The sequence below is a fragment of the Bifidobacterium sp. UTCIF-39 genome, from assembly GCF_006408715.1.
In the GTDB taxonomy this organism is placed as follows: domain Bacteria; phylum Actinomycetota; class Actinomycetes; order Actinomycetales; family Bifidobacteriaceae; genus Galliscardovia; species Galliscardovia tissieri.
Genome location: NZ_JEOG01000018.1, coordinates 30,286 through 43,134, shown reverse-complemented (window position 1 = coordinate 43,134; position 12,849 = coordinate 30,286). Strand labels below are relative to the sequence as shown.

Sequence of the window (12,849 nt, the reverse complement as noted above, 5' to 3'; positions counted from 1 at the left end):
TCCGTTCCCGATACCCCCTAGTGATTACGGGGGTGGTTTATGCACGATAACCGTTGGAATTACGTAGTTTCCTTGGACCTTGTACTGCCCTTTCAACGACAGTAGGATGGGGGGTGGTTGTGGGATTTATCGGTGTGTTGTGTGACGGATAATACCGCGACGCCGCTCGCGAGGTTTGAGAGCGGCCACCCCATCCATAGAGATACAAGGAAGTTCATCACCATGACATTCATGGGATCAAAGACGGGTCTGATCGGCAAGCTGGCCGCAGGCGCGCTTGCATTGGCAACAATCGTCGGCATGGCCGGCTTTGTGGGCCCGACCGCATCGGCGGCGGAGCCCGACACCTACACCTTCGACCTGTCCAAGGTTCCGGCCGAAGCCCGTTCCGGTTTGAGCGGCAGCCTCGGCATCGTGGCCGTCAACGACCCCAAGGACACTCCGAAGGCCGTGAACCCGACCGACTACAACCAGCCGTACACTGTCGAAACCCAGTACGTAGGCGTCAAGCCCGGCAAGTACACCATCACCTACGAAGCTCCGGAGAACAGCAATTACCGTAGGGCCGCCAACGGTGGCTTCTACGCTACGTCCGAAACTGACAAGAACGGCATTTTCCAGCCCGGTCTCAATCACAATTACGAGCCCATCTCCATCTACGCCTCGTGGGCAACGCCGATTGACAACAAGCCTCTCGACAAGAGCAAGGACGTAACACTGCCCGCGGGAGCATTCCTGACCTTCACCGGCGGCCTACCGAACGACACCCTCAAGGCAGGTACCCTCAAGCTGGTCCGCACTGACGGCGGCGACACGCCCAATCCCCCGGCTCCGACCAAGTCGCTGAACATCGTAGGCGCCGATAACAAGGCCTTCGACAACAACGCCACCACGCTGAAGCTGAACGACGAGCTCAAGCTCAACGCCAAGGCCGAGAACCTCGCCAGCAAGGATCTCAAGTGGACCATCACCTCCGAGGGAGCCGACAAGGTGATTGAGCCCGTCGATCAGGGAGCCAACCCGACCGCCGACTACCAGGTGAAGGCGATGAAGGCCGGCAAGGCCACTGTCACGGTGACCGCCGACGGACTTACCGCCACGCTGACCGTCACGGTCCCCGCCAATGAGCAGACCAAGCCGAACGACACCAACAAGCCCGGCACCAATGACAACGGCAACAAGCCCAACAACGGCAACAACAACGGTGCCGTCAAGCCGAACGACACCAACACCAACAAGCCGAACACGAACAAGCCTGCCGCCAGCACGCCGAACACGGCCACCAAGGACGTGAAGAGCAACGCCAAGCAGGACACGAAGAAGTCGCACCTCGCCACGACCGGCGTCAACATCGCCGTGGGCGTGGTCGTGATGCTCGCGCTGTTCGGTGCGGGTGCCGCTCTGGTGCTCCGCAAGCGGGCACAGCGCTGATCGGGCGATAACCCGATACAGCCGCTAGCACGATAGCCCAGATAACCAAAGGACTCCGGTGGGATGCATTCCCACCGGAGTCCTTTATTTGTTCCGCTGCTGCCGCTATCGTTGTTCCGCGACCGTTCCTGACATCAACGATGGCAACGACATCAACGCAAACCCAGCGCGGTGCAGGAGCGCCGGATCGCGGACACGGTACGGTCGATGTCGTCATCGGACAACGGCCGCCGGAACGTCAACCGCAGAGCCGACTTGGCGATGGACGGTTCCAATCCCATGGCCAGCAGCGTCGGAGGAATCTCATGCCGTCCCACCGCGCAGGCCGAACCGGACGAGCATTCGATGCCGCGCGCATCCAGATCCACCAGCAGGGCCTCCCCCGTCACTCCGGGGAAGATGAACGACGCGTGCCCGGGCAGGCGATTCCGCGGATCCCCCGTAAGACGGGCCTGCGGTACGGCGTCCAGCACCGCCTGAATCAGGCGGTCACGCGAGGCGACGAGTTCGGCAGCATGTTCGCGCATGAACGCGATCGACTCATCCAATGCGATCGCCAGTCCCACGGCCCCGGCCACGTTCTGCGTACCCGAGCGCAGTCCGCGTTCCTGCCCGCCGCCGCTGAGCAACGGCTCGATCGGGGTACTGCCACGCACCAGCAGAGCGCCAAGTCCCTTGGGGGTGCCGAACTTGTGTCCGGAAACACTGAGCGCATCCACACCCCATTCCCGCATGCGGATGGGCACCTGTCCTGCCGCCTGTACGGCGTCCACATGCGCAGGCACCCCGGCCGCGTGGGCGATGCGCACCACGTCCTCGACCGGCTGGATGGTACCCACCTCGTTGTTGGCCAGCATGACCGACACCAGCGCCGTACGCTCGGGAGCGACATCCACTGCGCGTTTCAGGGCGTCCAGATCGATACGGGCCGCGTCATCCACGGGAACGCGGACCACGTCGAACCCGAAGAACCGTTCCAACCATGCCGCCGATTCGGCGACGGCCGGATGCTCCACCGCAGAGATCACGATTCGCGGACGACGGCCCGATGCGACGGATTCCGCATACGACGTGTCAAGGAGGAGGTCAGACACCACCCCATCCCGCCGCATGCGTTCCATCCGGGCGAGTGCTATGCCTTTGACGGCCAGATTGTCCGATTCGGTGCCGCCGGACGTGAAGATCACATCATCCGGCCGCGCACCCAGATTCGCGGCGAACGACCGGCGTGCCGCATCCAGCGCCTGTGCGGCGGTCTTTCCCGCCCGGTGCACGCTGGCCGGATTCGCGTACGCGTCGGTCATGAACGGCAGCATGGCGTCGATGACGTCACGGCTCACCGGCTCGGTGGATGCGGCGTCAAGGTAAAGTTCGCCGCCGTCGCGTTCGGATCCTGGCTCACTCATAGTCGAGTCCCAGATCGATGCTACGCACGCTGTGGGTGAGCGCCCCCACCGAAATGATGTCCACGCCGGTGGCGGCCACGTCGGCCACGCGGTCGAGTGTCATGTTGCCGCTGGCCTCCACGATCGCCCGTCCGTCGATGCGCGCCACGCCCGTGCGCGTGTCGTCGAGCGAGAAATTGTCGAGCATGATCGTGTCCGCGCCGCCGTCGAGTGCCATCGGAATCTGATCGAGTCGATCGACCTCCACCTCGATATGGGTGGTATGGCTCACGCGTTCACGGATATGTCGGATCGCACCGGCAAGGTCGATGCCCTGTTCGGCCAGCGCCGCCAGATGGTTGTCCTTGACCATCACGGCGTCGGACAACCCATATCGGTGGTTGAACCCTCCGCCGCATACAACCGCGTATTTCTCGAACGGTCGCAGCAACGGCGTGGTCTTGCGGGTATCGACGATGCGGGTGCGCGCGTACCGGCGAGGGCTCACGGCGTCGGGTCGGGCATTGCCTCGTGCGGCTTCGGCCACGAATGCGGACGTCATGGTGGCGATGCCGCTCATGCGCTGGGTCATGTTGAGCGCCACACGTTCGGCGGTGAGGATGTCACGCACCGGGCCGCTGACCTCGGCGAGACGCTGGCCAGCCTCGAACCGTTCGCCGTCCTTGATGGACGCGTCGACGCGGATGTTCGGGTTCTGGGTGACGAACGTGGCGGCGAATACGCCGATGCCGCTCATCACACCGGGTTCGCGTGCGGTCAGGGCGGCCATACCTACGGCGTCGACGGGAATGGTCGATTCGCAGGTGATATCGCCGGCGGGAGCGTCCTCGGCCAGAGCGGCCTCGATGGTGGTGCGGATGATGTGTTCGGTAAGCATGGGATTCCTGATTCCTGTGATGAGGATTGCGGATTGTGCCGATACCAGAGAGTTCCGATATCAGGCCTGTACCAGGGTGCGCTACGACTACCGCAGCACGTAGGCCGTGGACATGGCCCATTCGTCATGTGCATCCGGATAGTCGGTGCGGGCGTGGGCGCCACGGGATTCGGTGCGGGCCAGTGCGGCGTTCGCGGCCACATAGCCGACGGTGAGCATGTTGCGGTTTTCAAGCCGGATGACCGTATCGGTCGTATCGGCTGCATTGTTCTCATCGGTCGCAGCCGCCGTATCAGCCGTGTTCGCAGCGGTGTTCGCCACCGCAAGCGCATTACCGAGCCGCCCGATGGCGTCTCGTAGTCCTTGGTCGTCGCGTAGCACACCGACGTCCTGCCACATGGTTTGTTCGATGCGATCGCGATCCCAGAGCGACGCGGTCCGTGCCGGTTCCGACATTCGAGGCGTATCCAGCGGGATCGGATTGTTGTCGGTCAGTTGACCGGTCGCCGAGTTCGAGAATGGTACGGGATCCCATACGGTGCCGTCCGGGTCCGAAACCGCGGCGAGACCTGCGCGGCGACCGAACACCAGTCCTTCGAGCAGTGAGTTCGAGGCCAGACGGTTCGATCCCATCACGCCGGTGCGGGCGCATTCGCCGGCCGCATACAGGCCGGGGATGCTGGCACGACCGTTGAGATCGGTGCGGATGCCGCCCATGTAATAGTGCGCGGCCGGTGCCACGGGAATCGGCTCCCGGCTCCAGTCGAAGCCAAGCGAGCGCGTATAGGCGTCGATGGTGGGGAAACGATGCTTCAGGAACGCGGCGAGATCGGGGTTGTCCTTGCGCATCGGGGAGACGTCGAGCATGACCGGACGTCCCTGCTGACGTTGCATCACGCGGAAGTTCTCGCGGGCCACCACATCGCGTGGAGCGAGTTCGGCGCGCGGATCCACGGCGGTCATGTAGCGGTCGCCGTGCTCGTCGAGCAACACGGCCCCTTCGCCGCGCACCGCCTCGGATATGAGGAAGTGCTCGCCCACCGCAAGCGCCGTGGGGTGGAACTGGTAGAACTCGAGATCGGCGGTCTGGGCTCCGGCGCGCAGTGCTGCGGCGAGTCCGTCCGCGGTGGCCACCTGGGGGTTCGTGGTGTACGGGTACAGGCGTCCGGCACCGCCGGTGGCGAGGATCACACGGCTCGCGGCGAGGTCCGTCGTGGTCGGATTGCCGTTGGAGTCCTCGACCAGCAGGCGTACGCCGCTGATCGCACCGTCGCGCAACAGCAGGTCTTTGAGGAAGGCATGCTCCATGATGTGGATGCGTGGGTTGGAGCGCACCATGGCGGATACGTCGAGTTCGAGGATCCTTCCCGTGGCGTCGCCGCCGGCATGCACCACGCGGGCGCGGGAGTGGGCCGCCTCCAGACCGCGGAGCATGTGGCCTTCGGCGTCGCGGTCGAATCGCACGCCCGCCTTGGCGAATTCACGGACGCGGTCGGCGCCTTCGCGGGTGAGGATCTCCACGGCCTTCGGTTCGCACAGACCGTGTCCGGCGGCCATGGTGTCCTGGGCGTGCAACTTCGGGTCGTCGTCGGGGAAGATGGCCGCGGCGATGCCTCCCTGCGCGTGGTAGGTGTTTGATTCCACGAGTTCGGTTTTGGTCACCAGGACCACATCATGACCGGTGCCGGCCACGGCGAGCGCGGCGGACAGTCCAGCCACGCCCGCGCCGATCACGACGATGTCGGCGCTGTTGGCGCTGTTGGCATTGTGAGGATTCACGGTTTCACTTCCCTTTGGCCCGCCATCGGCGGGTGCTTGCGACGGTCTGGAATGACGTCGCCTTGTTGCTTGCTGCTTGCTGCCAGTTGTCTGCTGCCAGCGGCATCTGTTTGCCGCCCGTGGATTCGCGGACACGGTTCACGGGCGGTTCACGGATGGACGCGCAGCATGCGCTCGAGCGCGACCTTGGCTTCGCGGGCGGTGTCGTCATCCACGGTGATGCGGTTGACGATGTTGCCTTGTTCGATGTTCTCCAGAGCCCAGGCGAGGTATGCGGGGTGGATGCGGTACATCGTGGAGCACGGGCAGACCACCGGGTCGAGGCAGAACACGGTCTTGTCCGGGTACTGTGCGGCCAGTCGGTTCACAAGGTTGATCTCGGTGCCCACAGCGATGACGGATCCGGCGGGGGCGTTGGCGATCTCCTTGACGATGTAGGCGGTGGAGCCGGTACCGTCGGCGGCGTCGACGACCTGCATGGAGCATTCGGGGTGCACGATCACCTTCACGCCCGGGTACGCCTTGCGGGCGCGTTCGATCTGGTCCACGGTGAAGCGCTGGTGCACCGAGCAGAAGCCCTTCCACAGGATCATCTTGGCCTTGGCATAGTCGGCGGGGTCGCTGGCGCCGCCCTGCGGCTTGTACGGGTCCCACAGCGGCATCTGGCTCAGCGGGATGCCCATGGCACGGGCGGTGTTGCGGCCGAGATGCTGGTCGGGGAAGAACAGGACGCGCTTGCCGCGGGCGAAGGCCCATTCGAGTACGGCTCGTGCGTTCGATGATGTGCAGACGATGCCGCCGTTGCGTCCGCAGAAGGCCTTGAGCGAGGCCGCGGAGTTCATGTAGGTCACGGGGATGATCTGCTGCAGTCCGTCGGCGTCCGGCTTGGTGCCGCAGATCTCGCCGAGCTGCTGCCAGCAGTCCTCCACCTGATCGATGTCGGCCATGTCGGCCATGGAGCAGCCGGCGGACAGGTTCGGCAGGGTCACGCTCTGTTCGGGCTTGGACAGGATGTCGGCGGTTTCGGCCATGAAGTGGACGCCGCAGAAGACGATGTGTTCGGCATCCGGACACTGGGTGGCGTTCTTGGCCAGCTGGAAGGAGTCTCCCACGTAGTCGGCGTGCACGATGATCTCATCGCGCTGGTAGAAGTGGCCGAGGATCAGCAGCTTGGATCCGAGGCGCGCCTTGGCGTCGCGGATGCGCTGCTGCAGTTCATCGTCGGAGGCGTCGCGGTATTCCTCCGGCAGCGGCTGCTGACGGGGGGCGTTCCTCGGGATCATGTCGAGGGCGGATGCGCCGGGTCCGTAGGAGGGCCGTGTGGTGTCGAATGCCCATGGATCCTTGGTCAGTCCGGCGTCGCAGGTGCTGGTCGCGCCGAGTCGTTCGATGATGTCATTGACGGAAGCCACGCTCATGGTTGGTTCCTTCCTTATTCCTTCAGTCACGTCTGTGGTCGACGCGGGTCGGCGGACGTGTTCCAAGGCATGTCCGAATCATCGCCCGCGCGAAATCAGATAAGAGCATACCACATATAGTCACAATGACTATATGTGATGCGGCGCGTCACCCGACACGGCTTCTTCACCATTCGGATAAACGAAATCAACGTGAGTCGATTACTCTGAGTAACGCCTGTATCATCATCTCGAATAAGGAGTGCCATGAGTCTGTTGGACAGGTTATTCGGCAAAAAGCCCTCGGCGGAGCAGGAAGGGCTGGCCCACGGAATTCAAAACCCCATCGATGCATCCGTCACCGGCATCCAACGGGATGAAGCCTATGCCGACACCTCACTCATACCGCAACTGAGTGATTACGTGGCGCAGATGATCGTTTCCATGCTCAGACACTCAACCGACGCGCCCATGATCGAGCTCGACGCGTCCGATACGCCACCGAATGTCCTCGACACCAAGATCGGCGGCGAATTCTACGTTCCGTCGGGCATGCGCCCGCCGCGCAACCACGAGACCGGCAAGCCGCTGTATCTGCTCGCACAACTCAACTTCGACGAACTGCCCCACCTTCCGGATTTTCCCGAGCACGGGCTGCTTCAGTTCTTCATCGCCGGTGACGATCCGCTGTACGGCATGAACCTCGACCACCCGCAGTCGCAGAAGAAATGGCGGATCCGGTACATCCCCACCGTGCCGGACACCGTCCCGCCGACCCACGTGGCCCATCCATCCTGGAGGGCCGACACCGATCTGCCGCTGCCCGACAAGAACTACGCAATGAAACTGGTCCCGACGCTCACCGCGAAAGTGATCAACACGACGGATTATCGTTTCGACGGCGCGCTGCAACGCTGCCTCAGCACGATGAACGACCGAGATCGTGACTTCTATCGCACGCACGAGGGCGAGATCCTCGACACGATCAACGATATGCTCGCATACGGTGGTCATCAGATCGGCGGATATCCGTTGTTCACGCAATGGGATCCCCGTCCCAATGGCCCATGGCATGGTGCCGACACATTGCTGCTGCAGATCGATTCGATCGACGACGTGATGTTCGCCGACTCCGGTGTGGCGAACTTCTTCATTCGCCCTGATCAGCTTCGTCGTCTTGATTTCTCCCAGGTGCTCTTCCACTGGGACTGCATGTAGGCCCGAACAATCAAACTGGGTGGCCGACTCTCCTTTGAAATCCGGTCACCCAGTCTCGTTTCACGCCGACCCGGTCAGCGCGGACTGAGTCAGCGCTTCACGCCGCCGAAACGACGGTCACGGTGAATGTAGTGGTCGATCGAACGCCACAGCACCTCGCGGCCGCAGTCGGGGAACAGCTCGGGCACGAAATCAAGCTCGGCGTAGGCGGCCTCCCACGGCAGGAAATTACTCGTGCGCTGCTCGCCGGACGTGCGGATCACCAGATCGCAGTCGGGAATGTCGGGATTGTACAGATGCTGGGCGATCATCTTCTCCGTCACACGATCACCGGAAATACGACCATCACGCACCTCACGGGCAATGGCGGCGCAGGCATCGGCGATCTCGGCACGACCGCCGTAATTGATGCAGAACACCACATCGATGGTCTTGTTGTTCTTGGTGCGCTCCATGGCCACCTCAAGCTCGTCGATCACCGACTTCCACAGCTTCGGACGGCGACCGGACCAACGCACACGCACCCCCCAATCATCCATCTGCGCCACACGGCGGTGAATGATCTCACGGGAGAAACCCATCAGGAACCGCACCTCCTGCGGCGAGCGCTTCCAGTTCTCCGTGGAGAACGTGTACAGGCTCAGATAGCGCACACCGGCTTCGATGGCACCGGCGATGGTGTCGAAGACCACGGGTTCGGCGGCCTGATGCCCGTTGGTGCGGATCAGTCCGCGCTGCTGCGCCCAACGTCCATTGCCATCCATGATGACGCCGACGTGACGGGGGACCTTGTTCTTGGGAAAATCGGGGATGATCGAAGGATCGGAGAACGGTGCCGCGGGAATGGAGAGCGACGTGTAATCGACGTTTTCAAAAGCCATGATTACGAATGTAGCAAGCGAGCGGAACGAATCGGCCGTTCCAGATAGTATTCGGCCCATTTTTCCACCAGTTCCGCCACCTGATCATCGCCATCATGCGCGTCGACGGCATTGACGTCCGCGGACGCAGCGGATGAATCCGTTCGCGCATCGAGTGCATTCCAGTCGCCGGCGAGCAGCGCGCGCAGTCTCGTCACGCCCCTCTCCCCCACGCGGTACGCCTCGGGGGTGCGATCCATGGCGCACATCACCCCACCGGCGGGAATGGAGAACGCCACGGGACTGCGGTGCTCGCCGCACACCACGCATGCGTCGAGTCGCGGACGCCATCCGGCAAGCGCAAGCGCTCGCAGGACATAGGACTCGCTGATGTCGCGCGGACTGTGCAAATGCCGCGACAACGCCGATATGGCACCGACGGCTAAACGATACTGCTGCGGAGACGGCTCCTCGAGCGCACTGAAAATACGGTCGGCGGTTTCGACGATCACACTGGCATTGAGATAGGCGTCGTAGTCGCATACGATGCCGTCGGCGTACGCACCCAACGTGGACGCCTGCGAGACCACATCAAGCGACCGTCCCGTGGCGATGAGCAGCGAGGCGCGCATGAACGGTTCGAGTCGTGCGCCGAACCGTGACTTCAGCCGGCGCACCCCCTTGGCCACGGCCCGGATCTTGCCATGATCCCGGGTGAGGATCATGATGATCCGGTCCGCTTCGCCGAGTTTCACGGTGCGCAGCACGAGTCCCTCGTCCTTATACAGTGGCATCAGCTCTCCCGTCCAGTAAACCTAGTAGACGAAAAATCTAGTAGACGAACAGTCCCCAGAAGGCGAACACGAGCAGCACGCAGAACATGGCGAGCGTGGTGGCGACGAACAGCGTCACGCCGAGTCTGGTGGATGCGACGACCGGGCCTGTATGGACGCCGCGGATGCGCAGCACGGGTTTGCCGGTGAGCCGTTTGATCTCGAAGTCGGCACGCCATTCGTCGGGAGTCCGCAGCAGACCCTTTTGCGAGGCGGTCTCCAACAGCTGGCAGAACACGCGCGACCATGCCCAGACGACCAGTACGCAGACCACCTGAATCGCGTACCAGCTCCAGTAGATCATGCCTGGCGATTCGGGCGCGGCTCCCCAGATGAGCGTGACGACACGCCAGACGATCTGGCCGATGCCGGCGAAGAACAACAGCAGCGTCGCCAGTGTGGTGGCGGATATGGTGATGAGCACGCGCTGGTATCCGCGCACGAATCCGAGCGCCGGCCCCTGACCACGGATCATATAGCGGATTTTGCGTTCCAGAGCGATAAGCGCCAGCACGAACGCGATGAGCAACGTGACCACCGCGGCCACATGCACGCCCACGCCGTAGACGGTGAGTTTCGGATGCCCATACAGGTTGGTGGGTACGGCGATGGACTGATAGATGGTGGTTCCGGCGATGGACGCCGATGTCTCCTGAAGGCCGCGCGACGTGCCCACCGCCCAGTCGACCATGTCGCGTTCGTACCGATCCACCAGCGGAGTGCCCTCCTCCGCCTCGTCGCCGAGACGCATCACATGGTTGGCCACGGGATAGTTGCGAACGGTCACGTTCCAGTTGCCGCTCCGATGCGCCATGAGCTCGATGTCGCGCACACCGTCCACCTGGGCGGTCATCACATCCTTGGACCCGTAGGCCACGAATGTGGGGATGGCGTAGCCTTCGGCGATCATGGGATTGAAATCAAGATTCGTCAGGCCAAACTGCGCGGTATCGGCGCTGAACACACGCCTCACGATGGATTGATATCCCGGGTTGGCGCCCACGATGGCGAAATCCTGCGCCACGAAGAATCCCAGCGCATGACGAGGCGTCTGCACCATGGGCGACAGCAGGATCTGGAAGGCGATGTCGCCGTCGTCACGGACCAGATACGGCGATATCCACGTGCTTTCCGACGTGGCGTACAGGCCGACCTTGTGAGGATCGACCATGTCCATGGATCGCAGATAGTCCACCACCTGACCGTAGGCGTGCGCGGATCCCGGGTAGTCGCGGGTGATGTCGTTGGTGGACCAGACCGGCTTGTCCACGGTGGCGGTGACGAATCCGGCCGAGCTCAGATCCTCGGCCACGTCGCCGAACGAATTGTCGGCGGTGCCATAGCCGGCGCCATGCATGAACACCACGCCGGGCAGTTTGTTGGTGGCGTTGGTATTGTCTTCGTCCGTGCCGCCCGCGTTCTGCGGATAGCGGATCAGTACGTGGGCGCGCTGCGTCTCCCCCGTGGACGGCCGTTTGAGATCGATCCACGCGTTCTTTGTCGCCACCTTGTAGGTGTCCAGCGCCGGCAATGCTTCCCCGGGATTGTTGAACGTGACGGCGGTGTCGGATGCCAGCGTGTCGACGCTCTGATCGATGGGATTGTTGTTCCACGGCACGGTGGTGGCATGGGACACGAAGATCAGTATGCCCATCAGGATGATGAAGATGGGCACGCTGACCTTCATGCGTTTGACCCAGCCCCATTCGCCGGGCTGCGGCACTCGTGTTTTCCGACGTTTCAGCACGACACGCATTCTATACGCCCAGTCCGAAGACGCATGTCGGAGGCATGGGCGCACGACGACACATGCAGCGCGCGCCCGCGCCTCCGATGACCGGAGGTCGGCGCGTCTCTGCTCTCCCGCACCCACCCCTCGAACAGGCATCTGTGCACGTTTTTGGAGGATTTGTCGCATGTGTAGGGGCGTAATGAAAAGAACCCGCCTGTCAGCGGTTACAGATACGAGTCCACTTTTTCGAGAAAGTGCTGCACATTCGTCGAATAGTTCGGATACGCAACGGCAAGTTGCTCAGCATCATGGGCATATGCCAATACGATATTGTCGTACACGACATCCATTGCAGGATATTCTCCTGTTCCAAGGGCATCGTTCATGGAACATTCCATGCCGTCATATTGTCGAAGCGCTTCGCTTAATTCACTCATAGGAAACGCATCGACATCAAGGTACTGGTCCTCTCGGGAAAACTTCATGAGAAACAATTCACCAGTGTTTTCTGGCACGTCTGCGCTGAAAACACTGTCAACAGACGCTTCTAGATCGGCCAGCAACCGGTCAGTACAGGAAAGCTCCTTGAGCTGACGAACCAACGATGCCTGATCACCCTCAAAATCCGGTATCTGCGGAGTGTGTTCCTCCAACGCGAACAGGCTGGAGACTATCTTGAAAAATATTAGCCGTTCCTTATCAGCGCCTTGCGCCGCAGCACTTACCGTGGGACTTTTGTACTCGGTTCCGTAAATCTCCCCAACCGTCTCCACTGCCGTGGACCAATAATGCTGCAGTCTCGTACGAATCTGCACTTCCACATGATACGAAGCGGAACCGGCTTCGGCCTTGCAGAGGAGATGCCGGGAACGATATCCACTACGTTGCGGATGAGCAATGTAATCCTTGTCGCCCGATCCATTCTTTAACGACAATCGCGAAATAAGCCAGTCGGCAGCTTCATTGACTTCTTCGTTCGTTTCCACGATCAGCCGGCATCCGCCAATATCGTCAAGCTCGCCGAGTTTGAAATGGGCATTCGGACGCTGAAGCTTACGAATGATGGAAATCATACGCTTCAGTCGGTAAGTCGCCACGGATTGCGGTATCCGCTTTGAACATTCCAACACCTGTTTGAAGCATTGCTGAGTCGGATCAATATGCTGGGCTCGCCACCGCTGAGCGATTTCTCTAGCCTGAACATACTCCGCACCGTCCTGCCCCTGATCGGCACGAAGGATCTTGCCAGCAGTATTGGCACGGCTTCGGCTGATGAAAGGCACGACGTTGTCTGAACTCATGTTCTACAATATAAC

Annotated in this window: 10 protein-coding genes; 2 read left to right on the top strand and 8 right to left on the bottom strand. The window is 61.9% G+C overall.

Annotation, left to right across the window (positions count from 1 at the left end):
• Positions 1–222: 222 nt before the first annotated feature.
• The gene (locus tag EP30_RS08060) at positions 223–1,431 is read left to right on the top strand and encodes a hypothetical protein (RefSeq protein WP_140557662.1); all 1,209 of its coding nucleotides are present in this window, start codon (positions 223–225) and stop codon (positions 1,429–1,431) included.
• Between the two features lie 152 nt (positions 1,432–1,583).
• On the opposite strand, the gene EP30_RS08055 is transcribed toward EP30_RS08060, so the two are convergent.
• From EP30_RS08055 to nadA, 4 genes are all read right to left on the bottom strand, one after another.
• Entirely contained in the window at positions 1,584–2,837 is a 1,254-nt protein-coding gene (locus EP30_RS08055; protein WP_140557660.1) for a cysteine desulfurase family protein, read from the bottom strand.
• Complete coding sequence (nadC, locus tag EP30_RS08050) at positions 2,830–3,714, bottom strand: carboxylating nicotinate-nucleotide diphosphorylase (protein WP_140557658.1); 885 nt, start codon at positions 3,712–3,714, stop codon at positions 2,830–2,832. The genes EP30_RS08055 and nadC overlap by 8 nt, the downstream gene beginning before the upstream one ends.
• Positions 3,715–3,801: 87 nt before the next feature.
• On the bottom strand, positions 3,802–5,493 hold the full coding sequence (nadB, locus tag EP30_RS08045; protein WP_140557655.1) for an L-aspartate oxidase: 1,692 nt from the start codon (positions 5,491–5,493) through the stop codon (positions 3,802–3,804).
• Between the two features lie 149 nt (positions 5,494–5,642).
• Complete coding sequence (gene nadA / locus EP30_RS08040) at positions 5,643–6,911, bottom strand: quinolinate synthase NadA (RefSeq protein ID WP_094663301.1); 1,269 nt, start codon at positions 6,909–6,911, stop codon at positions 5,643–5,645.
• A 246-nt stretch (positions 6,912–7,157) separates the two neighbouring features.
• On the opposite strand from nadA, the gene EP30_RS08035 reads away from it, so the two are divergent.
• A complete protein-coding gene (locus EP30_RS08035) occupies positions 7,158–8,108 on the top strand; it encodes a YwqG family protein (protein ID WP_094663299.1) in 951 nt (316 codons plus the stop codon).
• Positions 8,109–8,197: 89 nt separating this feature from the next.
• Here EP30_RS08035 and EP30_RS08030 read toward each other — a convergent pair whose 3' ends face one another.
• From EP30_RS08030 to EP30_RS08015, 4 genes are all read right to left on the bottom strand, one after another.
• Positions 8,198–8,989, bottom strand: a complete 792-nt coding sequence (locus EP30_RS08030; protein ID WP_094663297.1) for an isoprenyl transferase — start codon at positions 8,987–8,989, stop codon at positions 8,198–8,200.
• 2 nt (positions 8,990–8,991) lie between these two features.
• Positions 8,992–9,762, bottom strand: coding sequence for a DNA repair protein RecO (gene recO / locus EP30_RS08025; protein ID WP_140557653.1), 771 nt, complete (start codon positions 9,760–9,762; stop codon positions 8,992–8,994).
• 37 nt (positions 9,763–9,799) lie between these two features.
• A complete protein-coding gene (locus tag EP30_RS08020; RefSeq protein WP_140557704.1) occupies positions 9,800–11,488 on the bottom strand; it encodes a S9 family peptidase in 1,689 nt (562 codons plus the stop codon).
• 269 nt (positions 11,489–11,757) lie between these two features.
• Positions 11,758–12,834 carry a RelA/SpoT domain-containing protein gene (locus tag EP30_RS08015; protein ID WP_140557650.1) on the bottom strand — a complete coding sequence of 359 codons (1,077 nt, stop codon included), beginning with the start codon at positions 12,832–12,834 and terminating at the stop codon, positions 11,758–11,760.
• Positions 12,835–12,849 lie beyond the last annotated feature (15 nt).